General features: G+C 67.6%; 23 protein-coding genes, 1 tRNA gene and 1 pseudogene. 10 read left to right on the forward strand and 15 right to left on the reverse strand.

The genetic code is table 11. The annotated features are described in order from the left end of the window. Window positions 1-227 precede the first annotated feature (227 nt). From VFH59_RS17710 to VFH59_RS17720, 3 genes and pseudogenes are all read right to left on the reverse strand, one after another. Complete coding sequence (locus VFH59_RS17710; RefSeq protein ID WP_325166270.1) at window positions 228-404, reverse strand: helix-turn-helix domain-containing protein; 177 nt, start codon at window positions 402-404, stop codon at window positions 228-230. Between the two features lie 42 nt (window positions 405-446). Continuing rightward, window positions 447-587, reverse strand: a pseudogene (locus VFH59_RS17715) (helix-turn-helix domain-containing protein); the annotation flags it as partial. Continuing rightward, complete coding sequence (locus VFH59_RS17720; RefSeq protein ID WP_325166249.1) at window positions 587-766, reverse strand: hypothetical protein; 180 nt, start codon at window positions 764-766, stop codon at window positions 587-589. The pseudogene VFH59_RS17715 and the gene VFH59_RS17720, both read right to left, overlap by 1 nt. A gap of 361 nt (window positions 767-1,127) precedes the next feature. Between VFH59_RS17720 and VFH59_RS17725 the strand changes: the two genes are divergently transcribed. The 6 genes from VFH59_RS17725 (at window position 1,128) to VFH59_RS17750 (ending at window position 6,832) form a co-directional block, all read left to right on the forward strand. Then, on the forward strand, window positions 1,128-1,775 hold the full coding sequence (locus VFH59_RS17725; RefSeq protein WP_325166250.1) for a hypothetical protein: 648 nt from the start codon (window positions 1,128-1,130) through the stop codon (window positions 1,773-1,775). Continuing rightward, a complete protein-coding gene (locus tag VFH59_RS17730) occupies window positions 1,775-2,299 on the forward strand; it encodes a hypothetical protein (RefSeq protein ID WP_325166251.1) in 525 nt (174 codons plus the stop codon). The genes VFH59_RS17725 and VFH59_RS17730 overlap by 1 nt, the downstream gene beginning before the upstream one ends. A 4-nt stretch (window positions 2,300-2,303) precedes the next feature. After that, complete coding sequence (locus VFH59_RS17735) at window positions 2,304-2,810, forward strand: terminase small subunit (protein WP_325166252.1); 507 nt, start codon at window positions 2,304-2,306, stop codon at window positions 2,808-2,810. 166 nt (window positions 2,811-2,976) lie between these two features. Further along, window positions 2,977-5,088, forward strand: a complete 2,112-nt coding sequence (locus VFH59_RS17740; RefSeq protein WP_325166253.1) for a glycosyl hydrolase family 28-related protein — start codon at window positions 2,977-2,979, stop codon at window positions 5,086-5,088. Window positions 5,089-5,287: 199 nt separating this feature from the next. Beyond that, complete coding sequence (locus VFH59_RS17745; RefSeq protein WP_325166254.1) at window positions 5,288-6,547, forward strand: hypothetical protein; 1,260 nt, start codon at window positions 5,288-5,290, stop codon at window positions 6,545-6,547. 6 nt (window positions 6,548-6,553) lie between these two features. Further along, window positions 6,554-6,832 carry a hypothetical protein gene (locus VFH59_RS17750; RefSeq protein WP_325166255.1) on the forward strand — a complete coding sequence of 93 codons (279 nt, stop codon included), beginning with the start codon at window positions 6,554-6,556 and terminating at the stop codon, window positions 6,830-6,832. A gap of 848 nt (window positions 6,833-7,680) precedes the next feature. Here the strand turns inward: VFH59_RS17750 and VFH59_RS17755 are convergent. The 8 genes from VFH59_RS17755 to VFH59_RS17790 all read right to left on the reverse strand — a co-directional run bounded on the left by VFH59_RS17755 (window position 7,681) and on the right by VFH59_RS17790 (window position 12,360). Beyond that, a complete protein-coding gene (locus VFH59_RS17755) occupies window positions 7,681-8,007 on the reverse strand; it encodes a hypothetical protein (RefSeq protein WP_325166256.1) in 327 nt (108 codons plus the stop codon). 10 nt (window positions 8,008-8,017) lie between these two features. Further along, window positions 8,018-8,326: a DUF3761 domain-containing protein gene (locus tag VFH59_RS17760; protein WP_325166257.1), complete on the reverse strand. Its 309-nt coding sequence runs from the start codon at window positions 8,324-8,326 to the stop codon at window positions 8,018-8,020. A gap of 134 nt (window positions 8,327-8,460) precedes the next feature. Further along, on the reverse strand, window positions 8,461-8,826 hold the full coding sequence (locus tag VFH59_RS17765; RefSeq protein ID WP_325166258.1) for a hypothetical protein: 366 nt from the start codon (window positions 8,824-8,826) through the stop codon (window positions 8,461-8,463). A gap of 237 nt (window positions 8,827-9,063) precedes the next feature. Continuing rightward, the gene (locus tag VFH59_RS17770; RefSeq protein WP_091338596.1) at window positions 9,064-9,498 is read right to left on the reverse strand and encodes a Panacea domain-containing protein; all 435 of its coding nucleotides are present in this window, start codon (window positions 9,496-9,498) and stop codon (window positions 9,064-9,066) included. Between the two features lie 295 nt (window positions 9,499-9,793). Next, a tRNA-Thr gene (locus VFH59_RS17775) sits at window positions 9,794-9,869 on the reverse strand. Window positions 9,870-9,928: 59 nt separating this feature from the next. Then, complete coding sequence (locus VFH59_RS17780) at window positions 9,929-10,609, reverse strand: SPOR domain-containing protein (RefSeq protein WP_325166259.1); 681 nt, start codon at window positions 10,607-10,609, stop codon at window positions 9,929-9,931. A gap of 27 nt (window positions 10,610-10,636) precedes the next feature. Further along, window positions 10,637-11,392 carry a type III pantothenate kinase gene (locus tag VFH59_RS17785; RefSeq protein ID WP_325166260.1) on the reverse strand — a complete coding sequence of 252 codons (756 nt, stop codon included), beginning with the start codon at window positions 11,390-11,392 and terminating at the stop codon, window positions 10,637-10,639. After that, window positions 11,389-12,360 carry a biotin--[acetyl-CoA-carboxylase] ligase gene (locus tag VFH59_RS17790; RefSeq protein WP_325166261.1) on the reverse strand — a complete coding sequence of 324 codons (972 nt, stop codon included), beginning with the start codon at window positions 12,358-12,360 and terminating at the stop codon, window positions 11,389-11,391. Before VFH59_RS17790 ends, VFH59_RS17785 begins: the two co-directional genes overlap by 4 nt. Window positions 12,361-12,549: 189 nt before the next feature. Here VFH59_RS17790 and VFH59_RS17795 point away from each other — a divergent pair, with 189 nt between their 5' ends. Beyond that, window positions 12,550-12,837, forward strand: coding sequence for a hypothetical protein (locus tag VFH59_RS17795; RefSeq protein ID WP_325166263.1), 288 nt, complete (start codon window positions 12,550-12,552; stop codon window positions 12,835-12,837). A gap of 50 nt (window positions 12,838-12,887) precedes the next feature. Here the strand turns inward: VFH59_RS17795 and VFH59_RS17800 are convergent, their stop codons facing one another. From VFH59_RS17800 to dusA, 4 genes are all read right to left on the reverse strand, one after another. Further along, window positions 12,888-14,264, reverse strand: coding sequence for a sensor histidine kinase (locus tag VFH59_RS17800; protein WP_325166264.1), 1,377 nt, complete (start codon window positions 14,262-14,264; stop codon window positions 12,888-12,890). A 79-nt stretch (window positions 14,265-14,343) separates the two neighbouring features. Next, the gene (locus VFH59_RS17805; RefSeq protein ID WP_325166265.1) at window positions 14,344-15,036 is read right to left on the reverse strand and encodes a response regulator transcription factor; all 693 of its coding nucleotides are present in this window, start codon (window positions 15,034-15,036) and stop codon (window positions 14,344-14,346) included. After that, window positions 15,036-15,338: a hypothetical protein gene (locus VFH59_RS17810; RefSeq protein WP_325166271.1), complete on the reverse strand. Its 303-nt coding sequence runs from the start codon at window positions 15,336-15,338 to the stop codon at window positions 15,036-15,038. The genes VFH59_RS17805 and VFH59_RS17810 overlap by 1 nt, the downstream gene beginning before the upstream one ends. 74 nt (window positions 15,339-15,412) lie before the next feature. Next, the gene (gene dusA, locus VFH59_RS17815; protein ID WP_325166266.1) at window positions 15,413-16,396 is read right to left on the reverse strand and encodes a tRNA dihydrouridine(20/20a) synthase DusA; all 984 of its coding nucleotides are present in this window, start codon (window positions 16,394-16,396) and stop codon (window positions 15,413-15,415) included. A 154-nt stretch (window positions 16,397-16,550) separates the two neighbouring features. On the opposite strand from dusA, the gene VFH59_RS17820 reads away from it, so the two are divergent. The 3 genes from VFH59_RS17820 to VFH59_RS17830 all read left to right on the forward strand — a co-directional run bounded on the left by VFH59_RS17820 (window position 16,551) and on the right by VFH59_RS17830 (window position 19,350). Next, window positions 16,551-17,327 carry a ferredoxin--NADP reductase gene (locus VFH59_RS17820; protein ID WP_325166267.1) on the forward strand — a complete coding sequence of 259 codons (777 nt, stop codon included), beginning with the start codon at window positions 16,551-16,553 and terminating at the stop codon, window positions 17,325-17,327. 120 nt (window positions 17,328-17,447) lie between these two features. Beyond that, a complete protein-coding gene (locus tag VFH59_RS17825) occupies window positions 17,448-18,590 on the forward strand; it encodes a DUF3182 family protein (protein ID WP_325166268.1) in 1,143 nt (380 codons plus the stop codon). Beyond that, entirely contained in the window at window positions 18,577-19,350 is a 774-nt protein-coding gene (locus VFH59_RS17830; RefSeq protein ID WP_325166269.1) for an alpha/beta hydrolase, read from the forward strand. Before VFH59_RS17825 ends, VFH59_RS17830 begins: the two co-directional genes overlap by 14 nt. Window positions 19,351-19,390 lie beyond the last annotated feature (40 nt).

Consider the following 19,390-nt stretch of genomic DNA (forward strand, 5'->3'; position numbering starts at 1 on the left):
CCGCTGCACCTTAAAAACGCCTACGGCGACATCGCGGCGACATCGCGGCGACAACGGACCGGAAAGATAGAATCGGCCGGAAGCCTTGCGCCGCAACGGTTTCAAGCCATGCGGCGACACGGCGACAGGCGGCGACAACTAGTTTTGTGGTCCAGCCATGTTGGCGACAGCGACAGCTACAACCCTACAGGGTGTAGCTGTTGTCGCCATGGTCGACCAAGGGAGTGTTACTTCCGGGTTTCGATCGTCTGATCCCGCTCCCACTGCTCGAGCTGGTCGAGTGGATACAGCACCCTCCGGCCAAACTTCCGGAAGGGTGGACCGACCCGCTTGTTACGCCAGTTGGCCAGGGTCTTTTCTGGGATCCGTAGGCGTTCCGCTGCTTCTTTGGCGTTGAGGTTCATGGCGGCGCCTCCGTTGGTTGCGTCTGCTTCCCACAGTTCAAGTAGATCCAGCGGGTAGAGCACCCGCCGGCCGAACTTCCGATATGGCGGGCCAACCCGCTTATTGCGCCAGCCCTCCAATGCGCGCGGCGAAACACGAAGGCGCTCGGCCGCTTCCGTAGGTGTGAGGTTCCGCGTTTGCATCACGCGGCGGCCGGGAGCTGTGCCGCTGCCAGTACCTGGTCGACATACCCCTGGAGTTCGTCGGCGAAGCCAGGCAACGGCAGCGTGCGCACGGCTTGGAACATCCGCTCGCAGGCGTACGTGTCGGCGGATTCGAAGGCCAGCGCGAGGCCGGCGGCGATGGCGACTTGGATTTGCATGGTTGTTCCCCCTCTCTAGCGGCCTCTCATGGCCGAAGGAGCAACTTACATATACAAGTCAGGCATTGCAACATGTTGTTTTTTCACAACATGTGATGCTCTTTTCTCACCATCCGGAAGCCAGCTTCCGGCCGCCTTTTGCCCACCCCCTCGCGTGCGCGCGCGACCCCAAGCCGGATCCCCCGCCTTTTCGACCTACTGCTATACAAGGGGTTGCCCTGATGGCCGCATTTTCCAGACACGACGGTGATTAAGCGTTACAATACAGTCGCTTACCGACATTTACCGACCGAACAAAAGGCGCCACTAGGCAACACAAGGCAACAAAGCGCCACATTTGCCCCTCTCACGAGCACCCCACATGCCCAGCATCCTCTCCCGCCTTCGCCCCAATCCCTCCAGCGTCGACACCGGCGCCCGCCTAGCCGAACTCGTGGACGCCCAGAACATCGCCCAGCGCAAGGCCGACGAGGCCGGCGAGCAGTACGCCGCCCTGGTCGAGCAGGCCATCACCGGCGACGCCGATCTGGGCGCGCTGGGCAAGGCCAAGGCCCGCCATCGTGAGGCACAGGAGCAGGCCGCCGTGCTGGCGGACTCCGTGGCGGCAGCGCAACGCAAGCACGACGCCGCCCTGGAAGCCGAGGAACGCGTCCGCAAGGTCGAGCTCTGGCGCCGCGTGGTCGAGTTGTCCGGCAAGCGCACGGCCGCGGCAGAAGGCTACGCGCGCAAGGCGGCCGACCTGGCGCGCGCGCGTGGCGAGTTCATCGCCCTGACGGCTGACCTGGCCCAGCTGGCGCCCTTCCCGCTGACCGCGCACGGCGACCCCGCAAAAGTGACGTGGCAGGAGATGGAAGGCGCGATGGGCGCCGAACTGCGCCGCTCCGGCATCACCGGCCACACGGGCGCGAACGATTCGACCTTGAACACCCTGCCGCTCCTGGCTGAAACCTTCAAAGCGATCGATCGGTGGATCCTCGGCAAGCGTGACGAAGCGCTGGGGGCCGCTTGATGAGCGACGAGGCCACCAGCAGCACCAGCAGCGCGCCGCCGAGTGCGGAGGCCGTCATGGCCGCCGCATTGGTCGAGCGCGGCACATGGACGCAGGAACAGGCAGACGCCGCCCTGGCCTCACCGGACGCAGAACCGGCCGAGGGTGGCACGCTGGCGCCGGCCGTGATGGCCAGCCGCGACGCCCTGGAGCTGCAGGGCGCGCTGATCTCCGCCAATGTCGACCAACCCACCGCGCGCTTTGTCGGCGAGATGTTCCGGAAGGCCGCGACCAACCCGCCCAGTGCCGAAGCGCGCGCGGCGACTTCCGCGGAGAATCAGCAGTACCTGCGCGACATGTGGGGCGAGCACTTCGACACCATGCTCGGCGTCGCCCAGCGCGAAATGCTCGAGCTTGCGCGCGGCTTCCCCAAGCTCCCGGCGCTCCTGGAATCCACCGGCCTGGGCGACAGCCCCTTCCTGATTCGCCACCTGGCCCAGCGTGGCATCGACCGCGCGAAAGCCCGCCGTCTGGGCCTCGCCTGACCCTATGACGCGCAAGCTCAGCCCGCGGCAACAACGGTTCATCGCCGAAATCCAAAAGGGCGTCCCGGGCGTCCAGGCGGCCATTGCTGCCGGCTACTCCGTGCGATCCGCCAAGCACGCCGCCTACCAATTGCTGCACGAGAACAAGCTCGTACGCGCTGAGCTGGAAAGGGTGCGCCAGCAGTTGGTCGCACTGACCGAATACAACGGCGAGCGTTGCATGGCCGAGTGCGACGACGGCATAGCGTTCGCCCGTCGCACCGACAACGCCAACGCATTTGCCCGCCTGGTCGAGTTGAAAGCGCGCCTCACCGGCCTGTTGCGCGAAAAGGTGGACATTACCGTGGAGCGCATCGACGTCACCGACGCCCTGGCCGCGGCACGTGCCCGAGTCGACCGGATGCGACCCCCTTGCGACCTACCGCCAGCCATCGAGGGCGAGTTCCAACAACTGCCAGGGATCCCGGGCCGTCGCTCAATTGATTGCGAATCAACTGGGCGCAACGACTGATGCCTGGCCCGGTTCAAAACGTCAAGCGCGGGTCCCATCCGGCCGCACCCCGGGGGGTGCCGGTGGGGGCGGGGGCAGATTCGGTGCGCGCTGTTCCAACTAGGGGCCAGCTCGAGAGCATCCCCTCAATTTTTTTCTATATGCGAGCCATCGTGGAGCCTCACGCATGACGATCAGCAGCAACACCGCCTCCGCCAGTTACACGGGCAACGGCACCACCGCTATTTTTCCGGTGCCGTTCTATTTCCTCACCGACACCGACCTCAAGGTAACCCGCAAGACTGCGGCCGGCGCCATCTCGGTGTTGACGTTGAACAGCGACTACACCGTCAGCGACGCCGGCAACCAAGCCGGCGGCAGCATCACGACGATTCCCGCGCTGCCCGCGAATGACCAAATCTTCATCGAGCGCAACGTCAGCGCGGTGCAGGAAACCGCGTACCCGGACAATGGGTATTTCCCCGCTTCCAGCCACGAGCGGGCGCTGGACCGGCTGACCATGCTGGCGCAGCAGATCCAGACGGCGCTCGGGTTCAAGTTAGGACGAGGACCACTGAGTACGGCTTACGACCTGGGCGGTAACCGCCTGGCCAATGTGTCGGACGCGGTCGACGCCAAAGAGGTGCCGAGCCTGGCTCAAGTGCAGCAGCTTGTGACCGGTGCCGCGTCTGGCATCACTCCGGATGACATCGCGACGAAATCGGGGCTGGCAGCTGGAACGGGAGCCGCTGAAATTGGGTTCCAGGCGACCGGCAGTGGAGCTCTCGCGGCCAGTATCTCCGCGGTCCTGTTGGGCTTTATCCACACTCCGCAAATGTTCGGCGCGGTCGGCGACGACGTGGCCGACGATACAGTCGCCGTGCAGAACTGGGTGAATGCTTGCGCGGCGAACGGGTATAACGCCTACGTTCCGGCGCCGGCCGCAGCTTACCGCCTGACAGGCACCGTCGTGGTCGCCAAGGGCATCACCCTGCGGGGTGACGGTTGCGAGCCGTTCGTGGGCGCACCGGGGACCCGCGGGCGCGGGTCATGGTTTCACTTCGCGCACAGCGGCATCGGTTTCAAGGTGGACGGCTCTGCGGGCTCTCGCTCCGGTGTCTGCTTCTCTGGCGTCGGAACCTTCCGCGACCAGCCGAACCCAGCGCCAAGTTGGACCCCGAACCCACACGACTTCGATATCTACATCGACAACGCCGACGTCTTGATCCGGGATGTTCTGCTGCTGAATCCGACGAAAGGTGTCTACCTGACCAATGGGAGTTACGGCCGTCTCGAGATCGACACTTTGCGCGGCCAAGCCTTCGACTCGATGGTGCACGTCGACACGTCATATGACGTGGTGAAGGTCCACAACCTTCACCAGTGGCCATTCTGGAAGGACGACACCAACGTCCACGGATACACGCAAGCGAATCTCGATGTCCTTTACTTCGAGAGGAACGACAACCCGCACGTATCCAACGTGTTCTCCATCTTCGCGCGCGCCGGGATGCGCATCGGCCAGAACGCGAACGGCACGACCTCCAAACTGCACTTGGTGAATGCGGATTTTGACCGCGGCCTCTATGGCGTATGGGTCGACAGCACGGTCAGCAGCGGTGCGACCGCCCAACTGGCCAACGTCACCCACCAGGCAGAAACCGGGTTGGCCAGCTCTGTGGGGCTGTTCGTCCAGGGAAGCAACTCCAACCTCACGGCGACAAATTTCCGCTCGGATCGAAGCGACGACAACGGAATCCGCGTCGACGGCACCGGCAATGTGGTGCTGCTCTCTGGAGAGATCGCCCTCTACAACTTCAACCAGAGCGCGGCCGGGTTCCCGGCTATCGAGGCGGCAGACGGCAACACGATCCGGATAGACACGCTCCCCATCACCAGCGGCGGCGGGTTGGGACCTCGCTACAGCTCCACCGGCCAAATATTCGTGGACGAGTGGCGCGCCTACACGCCGACCGCCTCGGCCTACACCGGGGCCATCACCAGTGCGTCCGCGACAGGGCACTTCAAGATGTGGGACGACTCAGTCGCCTACAAAGTGACCGTGTCGATCACCACGAACGGAACAGGCGCGGACCATGTGCTGGTGACCTTGCCGGCCACGTCCTCCAGTTCGTCCGGAGCCTCCATAGGCACCGGTCGCGCTGGCGCCGTCTCCGGGGCTGCCCTGCAGGTTCTTGTCCCTGCGAATTCGTCGCAGGCTCAGGTGTTCACCTACAACAACACATATCCGGGCGCTTCTGGCGAGGTGCTTTACATCGACGGCAACTACCCGGTCTAAGGAGCCAGACTCATGTTCATAAGAGGCCATTCCCGCCCGCTCGTCATTGGGGGTCACTGACATGGGCTTCCTGAATCCCGCGCAGGATGACGACTACCGCATCGCCGCGATGCCCACGACCACGGACGTGCCGCTCGCTGGCGCCACGGAGGGGCTGGCCACGGCCGCGCCCAAGGGCCTCGCCGGGGCGTTCGCCAAGATGGCCGACCTGTCCAACGACTTCCTCGACACGGACGTGGGGCAGACGGTCAGCCTGGCGCTTCCGTTCGCGCGCGCGGCGCACAATGTGATGACGCCCGAAATGCGGGAGAACGCCAACGCCGCGACCAAGGCCGCGGCCGAATGGGCGGCCACGGGCTCCGATCCCCGCAAGACGGGCACTGCGGGGCGCATCCTGACCGGCACCACCGAGGGCCTGACCCTTGGCTTGGCCGGCGGCGCGGTCGCAGGCCCGTGGGGCGCGGCCGGCCTGCTGGGCGCCACCGAAGGCTATGCCGGCTACAAGGAGGCCAAGGCCCAGGGCGTGGACGAAACCACCGCCCGGGAGCAGGGCGGCATTACCGGCATCACGTCGGCGATCGGCGCGTTCCTGCCGCTCAAGTACGGTAAGGATCTGTGGCAGACCATCGTGGGCGGTACGGCGGCCAACGTCACGCTCGGCGCGGCCCAGCGTGGCCTGACCTCCAAGGTGCTGGAGGACAACGGCTACCGCGACATGGCGGCCCAATACCGGATATTCGACGGCGAAGCGATGACCGCCGACTTGATTCTGGGCGCGGCCTTCGGTTGGATGGGCCACTACAGCCACGGCGCCGCCAAGGCGATCGACCCCGCCGACGTGGACGCCGCTGCCGCCGTGGCCACCGAGGAACACTTCAACCGCAGTGCCCCTGGCGTCCCGACCGATCCCGGTGTTGCGACATTGCATGCCGACACCATGGCGGCCTCGCTTCGCGCGCTGCACGATGGCGAGATGCCCTCGATCCCGGCCGACGCGGCGCAGCAGATCGTGGACAACGTCGCGCCGGACCCTATGCACGACGTCGCCCACGCCCTGCACGAGGCCGCGCAGCTCGAGCTGCCCGGCTTCGAATCAGCCGCCGCCGACATCAGGCCAACCGAGCCCGCCCAAGGGGATATGGCGCTGCCGTGGTCGCAGCAGTCAGCGACGAAGGGCGTGCCGCTGGACGACTTCCACGATGCACTGCTTGGCGACCTGGTGCACAACTTCGGCGACGAGGTGTACGAGTATCGAACGGTGCACGACGTCGACGGCATGCACGTGGAGCCGATCACCTATCGCCAGCTCGCCGAACAGATGCAGCAACAGCGCGACGAGATCGAGCTATTCGGCAAGCTACACGAAGTGGCCGCCGCATGCTTCATCCGCAACGGAATGGGGACGAACTTGTTGCCGACCATCCGGATGGAAGGTCCGTCCCGTCACTGGAACGACTAATTCCCAATGACCCTCTACAGCGACCAGGGGCTGATGCTGCGGCCCCTGCAGATAGACGAGTACACCGCACGCCGCCTCGTGGCCGCGGTGATCGTGCAGGCCGTGGAAGACGTGCGCCGCATGGAGAAGCGGTTACGCGCCGACCCGCAGGCAAAGACCAAGGCGTGCGAGCGGGACGCGGCCGCCTGGCTTGATAGCGAGTCGACGGCGCCGTTTAGCTATCGGTGGTGCTGCGGCGTGCTCGGCGTTCAACCAAAGCACGCGCCCAGTCCGACGCCGGGCTGATGACCAGAGCGGACAGCACCGACGGGATCGCCAATAGTTCGTAAGGGACACCCCACCCAAGCCAGTTGGTCAGCTTCCAGGCTTCCCAAGCCGCGAGGATCACCAGCACACACGCACCAAGGCCCACGGCGGTGGCAATTTCGTCCGTCCTGCGCTCTGACATGGCAGTTCCCCCTTCCCTCTTTTACCTTCGCACGCCTTGCGACTCACCCGCCATACCCTCGCCGGCATGGCCCGACGAGTTCACCGCGCTACATCCTTCTCCTTCGACCTCCTGGCCGACTGGCGGCCGTACGCGGATCCGCCGGCCGAGGGCAGCGGCTGGGTCTACTACGGGACAGCCACACTCAACGGCGAGACGGGTGCGCTCGCCTGGTCCAGGCACGGCCTGCCGCGCCTCGTGATGCGGGGCCGCGGTCCGCTCGAACTAGGTATGTGGGAACGCATCGACCTAGATGGCGGCATCGTGTCCAAGACCGCGCCAGGTTGGGAAGGTGTGCCGCGGTGGCCGCCATCGAACGGGCAACCTTGGGGACGATAAAAAGGGGCGCCCGATCAGGGGGTGACCGGGCGCCCGGAGACACTACTTAGGAACCGCCGCCGAGCCGGGGCAGGCTGAACGGCCTGCGTATTCTGCCGACCCGATCGCACGGCAACCGTGATGCGTGTCGCACGCCTTCACGTCGCCGTCACGTTCCGCGCCCGGTCATCGGTTCCACCTGACTTGTGCTGCCGGCTTGCGCCTGGGCGGCCGTCGGTTCGGGCCTGACTCGCGGGGCAACCATAGATTGCAACTGCCACGGTTGTGCGCCAATCGGCCAGGACCGCGGCAGCTTGTAGGAGCCCTCCTACCCTCCCCGTAGGATGTCCGGACAGTTCGCGCCGTTGTACTTCCAGGCAACCACCGTCTGGCTCCGCAAGGTGAACGAGACCACGCACGCGCCCGGAGGCCCTGCCCAGCCTCCGAGCACCGATCGGTAGGTGTAGACAGTCGTCTCGCTGTCCACGTTGACGATGTCGCCTGCAGAAGTCGGATAGCCCCACTTGCTGATCAGCTCGGCTTGGGAAGCACCCAGCCAAGGCTGCATGACCTTCGTCTCGTATTGAGCGCAGCTGCTGCTCGCTACAGCCAGCGCCGCACACGCGGCCAAGCGAAAAGCGTTCTTGCGGTCCATGGTTGTTTCCTCAGAGCCAGCGAGCCACGCCGCCATGGTGTGAACAAGTGCCTCGGTGGCTCTGGCTGAAGCTGTAGGAGCCATCGCGGCATTGTGCGGAAGCACCCGCGGGCGCGGCTCCGGTATCCGTGTGCGCCGGGCTGTGAACGCGAACGCCCGCGCTGTTGGTGTAGCTGCCGCTCTCGATGAGGTGCGGCTGTTGCGTCTTGGCGGCGGTCGTCGCCCGGGTGGCGGTCGCCGAGGCAACGGACTGACCACCGGCACTGACTGAGAAGGCCGCCGCGCACAGCAACGCGGCGAGTGTGAGTCGCTTGAACATTGGATTCCCCTAGACGCCGGCAAAGGACCGGCCGCGCCGTTGTCCGCCGTTCGAGGGGCGTTCGCTATCAGGCTTTGCCGTGTTGTCTCGTAGGGTTTCACCTAAAGCGAAAGGTACCGTCGGTTACGCTCGCACTAGTCGACAGGATAGATCTTGTGGTTCCGCTCCCACCAAACAAGGCGGAAATGAGCTTGGACGATATAGCCCCAGGCCCGTTTTTTCTGACCACCAATCCGGAACCGGAAAAGCGTGTCGAACTGTTCTAGACCGCGCTCAAGCCAACGAGCCTGCGCTTCGGCGCATATATCGCCCACTTCGTGCCCGTGATGCATTTTGTGGCCACTACCCGACGAGGCCGCATCGATCTCACGCCACGTAAGCTGCGATTGGTTGTCGAGCCCAGGCTTGATGATCTTCGCCCATTCATCGTCTGACCACGCCCTCGGCTCGCTCCACGACCATTCGCCATCCGTGTCCGCATCGGTGATGCACCAGCTCATACGCAAGGCGAGGCGAGACCCCCCGGAGTCAGGGCGGAAGGTGTCCCGAGAGTTCACTGTGTCGCGGGCAGCCGGATCTACCCGAGGGCCTTTCGCACCTTGAGGTAATGCTGCAAGAACAGGTTCGCGGGCAGGCGCTACCTTCGCAATCAGTGCAGCCTTACCCGCTTCGAACTTGGCAACCTTTTCCGCTTTCCGGCGTCTTCGCTCGTCACTCCGTGACATTCGTTTGCGACCTCAAAGCGCCGAGTAATACTCGTGAATTGCCGCTTTGGAAATTAACGCATTGCTATTGGCGCCAGGAGCAAGATTACCCCTCGCCTGCAACCAAGGTTGTTCTTGGTGTGTTAGATCACTCAGCCACTGAGCTGTTTGTTGACCGTAGAAGCCAATGATCTTGTCGATGTTTACGCGCTGCTCAGGCGACAGAGCACCGGGATCGGCATAACGGAAGTTGCTGGAATCGACCTGAAACTGGCCGCGGTGATGTGCGTACAAAGTCGGAGACACCGGACCGTTTGCCCATGCCTCAAACTCGTCGTTGAACAACGGCTGCTCGTCCCACACCAAAGTCCAGGCTTGGCAGTAATAAGCGAGCTTTTGCAGCTTCATTGCCGACATCGGCCCCAGCCGATCGGTGATGTACCTTGCAACGTCGATAATGGTGGCCATTGCACACCCTCCATGAGTCGCGCCCGATGGCACGAACCTCCCCAATCGCATTCCTTGCTCACCCCGGGAAGATGAGCCGCGCCAAATCTGTCGAGCTTCAAGACGGCACGTGGCAGCGTCAAGCCCATACACTGAGCAGTGTAGTAGCCACAAGCTGACTTATCCACAACGTTGCGCACAGGCTCTGTGGATAACTTTTCGGCTTCTGTGGATAACGGGATCTCGGCCGGTTGCCTGAGAGTTGCCTACTTAAGCAACTAGGCCCGCGTCGTTGGACGCGGGCCTTTGATTTCACTGGTGCCGGCAGCAGGAGTCGAACCCGCGACCTACTGATTACAAATCAGTTGCTCTACCAACTGAGCTATGCCGGCATCGAGAAGGCATGAAGTCTAGCAGGCGGGGCGCCGGTGCGTCCGCCGGGACCGGCTGGCTAGAAACATGTCGTGCTGTGCGAACCGATGCCCGCGGCACGCACGTGGCTGCGCCAGTCGAAGCGCGCGCCGTCGGCGACCACCAGGTCCAGCCAGTACTCGGGCACCTGCCCGGTGCGCTCCTGGATCTGCGCGGCGAAGCCGGCCGCGGTGAGCTCGTCGCGGCGCTTGCGCGCGTTGGCCGGATCCTTGAAGAGCCCGAGCGAGATGGCGTTGGGCTGGTCGCCCGAGCTCATGACGAAGTAGTCGCCCACGTGCGCCGCCTCCAGCCGACGCGCCAGCGCGAGCGCCTGGGCGCGGGTGCCGGGCGCGGCCAGGTAGACCCACCAGCCGCGCGTCTCGGTGGTCTGTTCCTGCCGCGAACGCATGCGCACGCCTGGACCGGCCAGGCTGGTGCGGGCGGTACGCAGATCCTGCGGCGTGTCGAATGGGCCGATCGCCAGGCAACGGGTCTCCAGCGCGACCGCCGTGCTGGCGGCCGGTGCCGGCACCGTGGCCGGCGCGGGCGGCCGGGCGGGGGACGGTGCCGGCGCAGCCGGCTGTTCGGACAGCAGGTGCAGCATCGGCACCCCCGGATCGGTCACGCTGCGTCCGTGCGAGTCGTCCTGGCCGAGCAGCAACCAGGCACCCACGGCAATGTTGAGTGCGATCAGCAGGACGAACAGCAGGCGCAGGAACATCGGACTCCCCCCGGGTAGACGCACATCTTAGGGCGCCGCGGAGTTGCCCGACTGTGCCTGTGCCCACACCGCCAGGCCATGCAGCACACCGTGTTCGACCATGGCCACGGGCAGGCCCAGCAGCGGCACCAGGCCCGGCGCGTCGCCGCCGTCCAGCCGCACCGCGGGCGTCTGGCCCAGGCGCGGCGTCATGCGCGCCACGAAGCGCTCGACCAGCGCGGCGGCAGCCTGCCAGCAGCCGGACGCCACCGCGTCGGCAGTATTGTCGGCCGCATCCACCAGTACACCGTCGGTACCCGGACGCACCTGCGCGGTGGCTCCCAGCAGGGCCCGCTGCATCAGCCGCGGGCCGGGGGCGATCAGGCCGCCGAGGTGGCGCCCGTCCGCGGTCAGTGCATCCAGGGTCAGTGCCGTGCCGACACCGACCACGAGGCAGTCGCCTGCCCCGGCCGCGTGGGCGGCCACCATGGCCAGAAAGCGGTCCACTCCCAGCCGGCCCGGTGCGGGATACGCGTTGTGCACGCCGCAGGCGCTCGCCGGCGTGCGCAGCCAGGTGACCTCGCGCCCGAACAGGGTTCGCACCTGCGCCGCCACCGCCTGTTCGCGCGCGTCATCGACCACCGAGGCACCGAACGCCGCCGCCGGCGGCGGCAGCGCCTCCCAGGTGGACGCCAGCAGCGCAAGGTCATCGTCCCAGGCCGCGGCGCCCTGGGCGTGCCAGCGGCCCTGATCCTCCAGCGCCCACTTCAGGCGTGTGTTGCCCAGGTCCAGCAGGAGCCTCATGCGCGGCGCACCGTCACGTCCGCACTGTCTACCGAGCGAAGCCCGCCATCGGCCAGGCGCACCTGCAGCGCGCCGCGCGCATCGACGCCGGCACCCGTGCCTTCGAACTGGCCTTGCGCGCCGCTGAGCCGCAGCCGTCGCCCGGCGAGCAGGTCGTACCGGGCATACCCCTCGGCAAAGGGCGCGAAGCCGTCCTTTTCGAACTGGCGCAAGCCCTCGACCAGGGCGGCGATCAGCCGCGCCGCGGCCAGGTTGCGGTCGGGCGGATCGCCGGCCAGGGTGGCCAGGTCGCACGCCGGCTGCCCGGCCTGCTCGCGCAGCGCATCGGTCAGGCGCAGGTTGAGCCCGACGCCGATCACCGCGGCGCAGGGGCCCTGGTATTCGCCGCTCAGTTCCACCAGCACGCCGGCCAGCTTGCCGCCGGCGGCGAGCACGTCGTTGGGCCACTTGAGGCCCGCGCCCTCGATGCCGAGCGATTCGATCGCCCGCAACACCATCGTGCCCACCGCCAGCGACAGGCCCGAGAGCGCGGCGAAGCCGCGATCGAAGCGCTTGAGGCAGGACAGGTAGAGGTTCATGCCCGGTGGCGAGAGCCAGTTGCGCCCGCGCCGGCCGCGTCCGGCAGTCTGCGTTTCGGCCAGCACGAAGCTGAGGTCGGCCGCCTCGTCCAGCCGGCGCTGCAATTCGCTGGAAGTGGAATCGAGCTCCCAGTGCACGTGCAGCGCGCCCAGGCGTGATGCGCCGGCGCGCGGCAGTTGGGCGCGGATGCGTGCGGCATCCAGCAGCTGCACCGGCCACGGCAGCCGGTAGCCGGCGGCACCGCGTGCCTCGACCGGCAGGCCGCGTGCGCGCAGCGCCTCGACCTGTTTCCAGATCGCGGCGCGGGTGATGCCGGCGTGGTCGGCGAGCTGGGCGCCCGAAACGGCCTCGCCCGGGGCGAGGGCAGCCAGCAGCTGTCGTGCCTGCATCAGCTGCCCACTCCCGGGTCGGGCCCGGCACCCCGGGCAGAAGTCGGAAAGGTCTCGCGCATCGGGAGATTCTAGCCTTTACGGTCGCCCGTCACGCCTCGGCCAGACGGCCGCGGTGGACACTGGCAACGTCCTCACGTTTCTGCGACGATCGGGACTCTTGGCTGGTGGATCAAGGGGTTGGTCGCCATGGGACTCACACGCTGCCTGTTCGGAAGCCTGCTCGCGCTCGCCAGCGTGGGTACCGCCTCCGCCATGGGCGCGACCACGCAGAACGCCCCCACCCCGCACGCCACCATCGATAGCGGCAGCCATGACGGTGGTGGCGGCGATGTTTCGACCGCCAACCGCGACTGCACCCTGCCCGGTCCGGCCGACAGCTCGGACGACGGCGGCGGCGGGACGACACCGCATCCGCGCGCCAGCCATCACAGCAGTCTGGGCTGGCAGTCGCTGTTGCCCGGCTCGATCCAGTAACCCGAAGCACGCGGCTCGCCCGTCCGCATCGAAACGGGGCTCGGCAGACGCTAGCTCGCCGGCAGGTTCACGCTGAAGCGCGCACCACCCAGTTCGGGCGAGCGATCCACCACCAGTTCGCCGCGGTACGCCTTGACGATGTCCTGCACGATCGACAGGCCGATGCCGTGGCCCTGCACGCGCTCGTCGCCGCGCACGCCGCGCTGGAGCACCTTCTCGATCTGGTCGCCGGCGATGCCGGGACCGTCGTCTTCCACGCTCAGCCACAGGCCGGGGCGCTGGCGCCCGGCCTGCGGTTGCGCCTTGACCACCAGCAGCACGCGGTGGCCGGCCCACTTGAAGCCGTTCTCCAGCAGGTTGCCCATCAGTTCCAGCAGGTCGCCCTGCTCGCCGTAGAACGCCGCGCCCTCGTCCATCTCGAACTCGCACAGCACGTTCTTCGCCGCGTAGACCTTTTCCAGGCTGCGCACCAGGTCCTCGGCATGACCGGCGATCGGCACCGCGCTGGCGAAGGTCTGGCGGCCGGACGTGGCGGCGCGGGCAAGCTGGTAGGCGACCAGCTCGTCCATGCGCCGGACCTGGTCGAGCACGTCGCCACGCAGTGCCGGTTCGTTGCCCGAGGACTCCAGCCGCGAGCGGATCACCGCCAGCGGCGTCTTCAGGCTGTGCGCGAGGTCGGCCAGGGTGTTGCGCGTGCGCGTGCGCTGTTCGCGCTCCGAATCGATGAATGCATTGATGCGGTCGGTCAGCGGGATCAGTTCCAGCGGGTACTGGCTGTCCAGGTGGTCGCTCTTGCCCCGCTCCACCCGCGCCATGTCGGTGGCCACCTTGCGCAGCGGCGTCAGGCTCCAGCGCAGCAGCAGCAGCTGCAGCACGATCAGCATCACGCCCAGGATCGACAGCATGCCGACCAGGGTGCGCCGGTAGACCGCGTTCTCGCCCTCGAACTGACCCTCGGTCTGCGCCACCATGAAGGTGAGCCTGAGCGGCTTCTTGTCCGGCACGTCCCAGGCCACGCCGAACGCGTAGTAGTAGAGCCGGCCCATGCGCGTCTCGACCGGGCCAACGAAGCGGCTCTCACCCGGATCGAGCGTCTTGAGGAAGGCGAAGTCGCGGCCGATCGCCGAGGACGACTCCCAGCGAAAGCCCTTGTCGCCCAGCACCACTGCGTACAGGCCCGAGCCCGGCTGCGAAAAGCTCGGGTCCGGCGGCGCATCCGGCAGCAGGACCTTGCCGTAGCGCGACACCTCGGTGCCGGCCAGGTAGGCGATCACGTAGTTCTGCAGGCGGTCGTGCAGGTTGCTGAGCGCGGTCTCGTGGTTGGCGCGCGAAAGCGTCAGGCCGACCAGCCCGAGGAAGCCGGCCAGCACCAGGCCGGTGGCGATGGCCGCGCGCGCCGCCAGCGAAAACGGACGAGGCGCGAACATGGATCAGCAGCCGCCCGTGGGCTGCAGGCGGCGCAACGCGTGCGTGCTCGGGGGCCGCCGCAGGACCATGGATCGGCGCTCAGTCGTCGTCGCCGTCGCTGCGCGGAATGGCGAAACGGTAGCCCCGGCCGCGCACGGTCTCGATCGGCTTGAGCGTGCTGTCCGGGTCAAGCTTGCGCCGCAGGCGACCGATGAAGACTTCCAGCACATTGGAGTCGCGATCGAAATCCTGCTGGTAGATGTGCTCGGTGAGGTCGGCCTTGGAGACCAGTTCCCCGGCGTGCAGCATCAGGTATTCGAGCACCTTGTATTCGTAGCTGGTCAGGTCGACCGGCTTGCCTTCGACGGTGACGGTCTGCGCGGTGGTGTCGAGCTTGATCGGCCCGCAGGCCAGCACCGGCTTGGACCAGCCGCTGGCGCGGCGGACCAGCGCGTTGATGCGCGCCAGCAGTTCCTCGACGTGGAACGGCTTGACCAGGTAATCGTCGGCACCGTGCTTCAGGCCCTCGACCTTGTCCTGCCAGGAACCGCGCGCGGTGAGGATCAGGATCGGGTAACGCTGGCCGGCCTCGCGCAGGGCCTTGACCAGCTCCATGCCGGACATCTTGGGCAGTCCAAGGTCGATGATCGCCAGGTCGAACGGCACCTCGCGTCCGAGGTAGATGCCCTCCTCGCCGTCCTGCGCGGCATCGACCGCGAAGCCGTCGCGTTTCAGCCGCGCGGCGAGGGTCTCGCGCAAGGGCGCCTCGTCCTCGACCAAAAGGATGCGCATCAGTGTGTCTCCTTCTTGCCTGCGCCGTTGCCGGCCGGGTGTTTTTCGGTGCCCGCGCGCGGGGCATCGGACGTGATCGAGATGGTCCGCACGTGGCCTTCCGGGGTGAGCACCTTGATGCGGTACTCGGTCCGCCGGCCGAACTTGCGCGGATCAGCCGACAATATCTTACCGCCGGTGTCCTGTTGCACCTTCGCCACCGCCTCTTCCAGCGTCATCGGCGCCTTTTCCTGAGGCGCGGCATGCACCAGCACCGGCATCAGCAGGGCCGGCAGGCAGGCAAGGAGGCGTCGGGGCAGCATCGTCGTCAAGGGGATGGCTCGGGTCCAAATGGCTACCAGCCTAGGCAGGCGGGCCTGAACCATGCCCGGCCGGCTCATGCCGCGTCCCGGCGGCCGCTGGCGGCCCGTTCGAGCAGGCTCCAGCCCGCGCCCGGCAGGTGCGCGCCCTCGCTCAGCACGCGGCGGAAGGTGCGCGCGCCGGGCTCGCCCTGGTACAGCCCGAGCAGGTGCCGGCTGATGTGCTTGAGCGCGGTGCCGCGCTTGAGCTCCGCCTCCACGTAGGGCTGCAGGTGGCCGAGCACCTCTTCCCGCGAGGGCATGGGCGCGCCGTACAGGGCCGCTTCAAGCTGGGCCAGCAGGTAGGGATCGTGGTAGGCCGCGCGACCGAGCATCACGCCGTCGACCTGCGCCAGGTGCGCCTGCACGGCCTCCACCGAGGTGATGCCGCCGTTGATCACCACCACCAGTTGCGGAAACTCGCGCTTGAGGCGGTACACCCGCTCGTAGTCCAGCGGCGGGATCTCGCGGTTCTCCTTCGGGCTCAGGCCCTTGAGCCAGGCCTTACGGGCATGCACCACCAGCACCTGGACGCCCGCCGCGACCATGGTTTCGGCGAAGTGCTGCAGGTCGGCGTAGTCGTCCTGGTCATCCACGCCGATCCGGCACTTGACCGTCACCGGCACCTCCACCGCCTCGCGCATCGCGCGCACGCACTCGCCGACCAGCGCCGGCTCGCGCATCAGGCAGGCACCGAAGCGGCCGGACTGCACGCGGTCGGACGGACAGCCGACGTTGAGGTTGATCTCGTCATAGCCGGCCTGCGCCCCCAGCCGCGCCGCCTGCGCCAGCTCGGCCGGCTCGCTGCCGCCCAGCTGCAGCGCCACCGGATGCTCCTGCTGGCTGTGCTCGAGCAGGCGCAGCTGGCCGCCGCGCACCAGTGCGGCGCTGGTCACCATCTCGGTGTACAGCCGCGCGCTGGGCGACAGCAGCCGGTGGAAAAAGCGGCAGTGCCGATCCGTCCAGTCCATCATCGGGGCGACGCACAGGCGGAAATCGGCAGGGGCGGGGGACACGCTCATGCGCGCATTGTACGTGGCGGGGCGCGGCCGACGGGCACCGGTGGGCCGGATGGCTTACCCTATGCCTCTCGCGCCCCGCCCGGCGCCCGCCTTGCGTGGGCGCGCTCCAGGCCCCATCCACGGCGCACTCCCAACGATTCGAGACGACAGACACATGGTGGCATTGGCGACCGAGCACGTGATCGACGTGCGGCACTGGAACGACAGCCTCTTCAGCTTCCGCGCCACGCGCGATCCGGGCTTCCGCTTCGAGAGCGGGCAGTTCGTGATGATCGGCTTGGAAGTGGACGGTCGTCCGCTGATGCGCGCCTACTCGATCGCCAGCGCCAACTGGGAGGAGCACCTGGAGTTCTTCTCGATCAAGGTGCCCAACGGCCCGCTCACCTCGCGCCTGCAGCACCTCCAGCCGGGCGACCCGCTGGTGGTCAGCCGCAAACCGACCGGCACGCTCGTGCTGGACGACTTGAAGCCCGGCCGGCATCTCTACCTGCTCGGCACCGGCACGGGCCTGGCGCCGTTCATGAGCATCATCCGCGACCCGGCGACCTACGAGCGCTACGAGAAGATCGTGCTGGCCCACGGCGTGCGCCATGTGAGTGACCTGGCCTATGCCGACTACCTCGAGCGCGAGCTGCCGCAGCACGAGTACCTGGGCGAGCTCGTGCGCGCGAAGCTGGTCTACTACCCCACCGTCACCCGCGAGCCGTTCCGTCATCGCGGGCGCATCACCGACGCCATTGTCGACGGCGTCATGAGCCAGGCGACCGGCCTGCCGCCGCTCAATCCGGCCACGGACCGGGTGATGCTGTGCGGCAGCCCGGCCATGCTGGACGACCTGTGCGCACTGCTGGACGGACGCGGCTTCCAGGCCTCGCCACGCACGCGCGAGCCGGGCGACTACGTGATCGAGCGCGCCTTCGTCGAGAAGTAGCAGCGGGCTCGTCTGGCGCGGGCGCGCACCCGCGCACGGCCACAGCTTCAACAGCCCATCCACACCCGCACCGCTAGCCTCGACGGTCCGGCGCATCGCGCCGCTTCGTTCGGGAGACCCGTGTCAAGCAGCGCTCCGCCCCATGCACAGGCCGGCCAGGCACGCGGCAGCGTGGTACTGGCCGTCGGGCGCGAAGCCGCGCACTCCCGCCACGAGGCCGCCGCGCACGCGGCCATTGCGCAGCAGCTGGCCGAATTGCTCGACTACGACTTCGCCGGCGCCTACGTCCCCGGCCGGCGCTACCCCGGGCCGCTCTATTTCGTGCCGGGAGACGTGCTGATCGGACTGGAGCTGGCCGAGGCCTGCGGCATCCGCAGCGCCGCCGACCTGTTCGGCGGCGTGGTTCCCGACCGCGTGCTGGCCTCCAAGGCGATCACCCACCCGCTGGTCGATGCACCCACCTGCATCCCGGAGGGATGGTCCGGCAGCTTCGCCGAGCGCGTGCGCCCGGTGGTGCTGCCCGGCTACAGCGCCTACGCCGCCGCCGATGCGCGCCGGGCCGGGCGCGCGCTGTTGCACCTGGGCCCCGTGCGCATCAAGCCCGCGCACGGCAACGCCGGCCGTGGCCAGCGCGTGGCAGGCGACATCAGCGAGCTGGATGCGATCGTCGCCTCGTTCGACGAGCAGGCGCTGGCCCGCGATGGACTGGTGCTGGAAACCGACCTGGTCGACCTGACGACCTGGAGTGTCGGCCAGGTGCGGGTGGGGCCCTACACCATCGCCTACTACGGCACCCAGTGGCTGACTCGCGACAACGCCGGCGACGTTGCCTATGGCGGCTCCAGCCTGCGCGTGCACCGGGGTGGCTTCGATGCGCTGCTGCGCGAACCGCTGCCGCCCCCCGTGCGCGCGGCGGCGGCGCAGGCGCAGCTCTACGACGAGGCGGCGCGGCAGTGCTTCCCGCGGATGTTCGCCTCGCGCCGCAACTACGACGTGGTGCAGGGCAAGGACCATCGCGGCCAGCCGCACGCCGGCGTACTCGAGGCCTCCTGGCGCATCGGCGGCGCCAGCGGCGCCGAGGCGGCGGCACTGCTGCGCCTGCGCGCCGAGCCTGGCCGCCGCTGGCTGGGTGTGCGTTCCGAGGAACGCTACGGCGCCGATGCCACGCCGCCGCCAGCCGCCAGCGTGCTGTTCCATGGCGTCGACCCGGAGGTCGGCCCGCTACTCAAGTTCACCGTGGTGGAGGACGATGACGACCCGTAGCAGCAACACCGACATCGCCGTCGATGGCACCCATCTGGCCGGGACCGTACTGGCGCCCGGCTCGACCATCCCCGGCGTACTGTTCGTGCACGGCTGGGGTGGCTGCCAGGAACGCGACCTGGGACGCGCCCAGCAGATGGCCGCGCTGGGCTGCATCTGCCTGACCTTCGACATGCGCGGGCACGTGCGCACCGAGGGTATGCGCGAGACGGTCACCCGCGAGCAGAACCTTGCCGATGTCGTGGCCGCTTACGACCACCTGCGCATGCAACCGCACGTCGACCCCGACGCCATCCTGGTGGTCGGCGCCAGCTACGGGGGCTACCTCGCTTCCATCCTCACCTCGCTGCGCCCGGTGAAATGGCTCGCCCTGCGCGTGCCGGCGCTGTATATGGACGAGGACTGGGACCGGCCCAAGCGCTCGCTGTTGCGCAAGGAGCTGGACGCCTACCGCAGCCGGGTACTCGAACCCGACGACAACCGCGCCCTGCGCGCCTGCAGCGACTTCCGTGGCGACGTGCTGATCGTCGAGTCGGGCCACGACCACCTGGTCGCGCACCCGGCGATCGTCAGTTATCGCAATGCCTTCCGGCAGACCCATTCGATCACCTACCGGCTCATCGACGAGGCCGATCACGCGCTCTCCAGTCCGGACTGCCAGCGCGCCTACACCTCGATGCTCCTGGGCTGGGCGACCGAGATGGTGTTCGGCGCCCGTGCCGGCGGCGCCCCCGGCCAGGCCCCGCCACGCGCCCCGTAGAGTGTGCCGGCGGTGCCGCGGCGGCGGCTTGCCGATGCCG

The organism is Frateuria sp. (assembly GCF_035695185.1).
Classification (GTDB): Bacteria; Pseudomonadota; Gammaproteobacteria; order Xanthomonadales; family Rhodanobacteraceae; genus Frateuria_A.

Excerpts from the sequence above, each read along its gene's own strand:
- VFH59_RS17710 (WP_325166270.1), bottom strand. The coding sequence starts at position 404 with ATGAACCTCAACGCCAAAGAAGCAGCGGAACGCCTACGGATCCCAGAA.
- VFH59_RS17720 (WP_325166249.1), bottom strand. The coding sequence starts at position 766 with ATGCAAATCCAAGTCGCCATCGCCGCCGGCCTCGCGCTGGCCTTCGAA.
- VFH59_RS17725 (WP_325166250.1), top strand. The coding sequence starts at position 1,128 with ATGCCCAGCATCCTCTCCCGCCTTCGCCCCAATCCCTCCAGCGTCGAC.
- VFH59_RS17730 (WP_325166251.1), top strand. The coding sequence starts at position 1,775 with ATGAGCGACGAGGCCACCAGCAGCACCAGCAGCGCGCCGCCGAGTGCG.
- VFH59_RS17735 (WP_325166252.1), top strand. The coding sequence starts at position 2,304 with ATGACGCGCAAGCTCAGCCCGCGGCAACAACGGTTCATCGCCGAAATC.
- VFH59_RS17740 (WP_325166253.1), top strand. The coding sequence starts at position 2,977 with ATGACGATCAGCAGCAACACCGCCTCCGCCAGTTACACGGGCAACGGC.
- VFH59_RS17745 (WP_325166254.1), top strand. The coding sequence starts at position 5,288 with ATGGCCGACCTGTCCAACGACTTCCTCGACACGGACGTGGGGCAGACG.
- VFH59_RS17750 (WP_325166255.1), top strand. The coding sequence starts at position 6,554 with ATGACCCTCTACAGCGACCAGGGGCTGATGCTGCGGCCCCTGCAGATA.
- VFH59_RS17755 (WP_325166256.1), bottom strand. The coding sequence starts at position 8,007 with ATGGACCGCAAGAACGCTTTTCGCTTGGCCGCGTGTGCGGCGCTGGCT.
- VFH59_RS17760 (WP_325166257.1), bottom strand. The coding sequence starts at position 8,326 with ATGTTCAAGCGACTCACACTCGCCGCGTTGCTGTGCGCGGCGGCCTTC.
- VFH59_RS17765 (WP_325166258.1), bottom strand. The coding sequence starts at position 8,826 with ATGAGCTGGTGCATCACCGATGCGGACACGGATGGCGAATGGTCGTGG.
- VFH59_RS17770 (WP_091338596.1), bottom strand. The coding sequence starts at position 9,498 with ATGGCCACCATTATCGACGTTGCAAGGTACATCACCGATCGGCTGGGG.
- VFH59_RS17780 (WP_325166259.1), bottom strand. The coding sequence starts at position 10,609 with ATGTTCCTGCGCCTGCTGTTCGTCCTGCTGATCGCACTCAACATTGCC.
- VFH59_RS17785 (WP_325166260.1), bottom strand. The coding sequence starts at position 11,392 with ATGAGGCTCCTGCTGGACCTGGGCAACACACGCCTGAAGTGGGCGCTG.
- VFH59_RS17790 (WP_325166261.1), bottom strand. The coding sequence starts at position 12,360 with ATGCAGGCACGACAGCTGCTGGCTGCCCTCGCCCCGGGCGAGGCCGTT.
- VFH59_RS17795 (WP_325166263.1), top strand. The coding sequence starts at position 12,550 with ATGGGACTCACACGCTGCCTGTTCGGAAGCCTGCTCGCGCTCGCCAGC.
- VFH59_RS17800 (WP_325166264.1), bottom strand. The coding sequence starts at position 14,264 with ATGTTCGCGCCTCGTCCGTTTTCGCTGGCGGCGCGCGCGGCCATCGCC.
- VFH59_RS17805 (WP_325166265.1), bottom strand. The coding sequence starts at position 15,036 with ATGCGCATCCTTTTGGTCGAGGACGAGGCGCCCTTGCGCGAGACCCTC.
- VFH59_RS17810 (WP_325166271.1), bottom strand. The coding sequence starts at position 15,338 with ATGCTGCCCCGACGCCTCCTTGCCTGCCTGCCGGCCCTGCTGATGCCG.
- dusA (WP_325166266.1), bottom strand. The coding sequence starts at position 16,396 with ATGAGCGTGTCCCCCGCCCCTGCCGATTTCCGCCTGTGCGTCGCCCCG.
- VFH59_RS17820 (WP_325166267.1), top strand. The coding sequence starts at position 16,551 with ATGGTGGCATTGGCGACCGAGCACGTGATCGACGTGCGGCACTGGAAC.
- VFH59_RS17830 (WP_325166269.1), top strand. The coding sequence starts at position 18,577 with ATGACGACCCGTAGCAGCAACACCGACATCGCCGTCGATGGCACCCAT.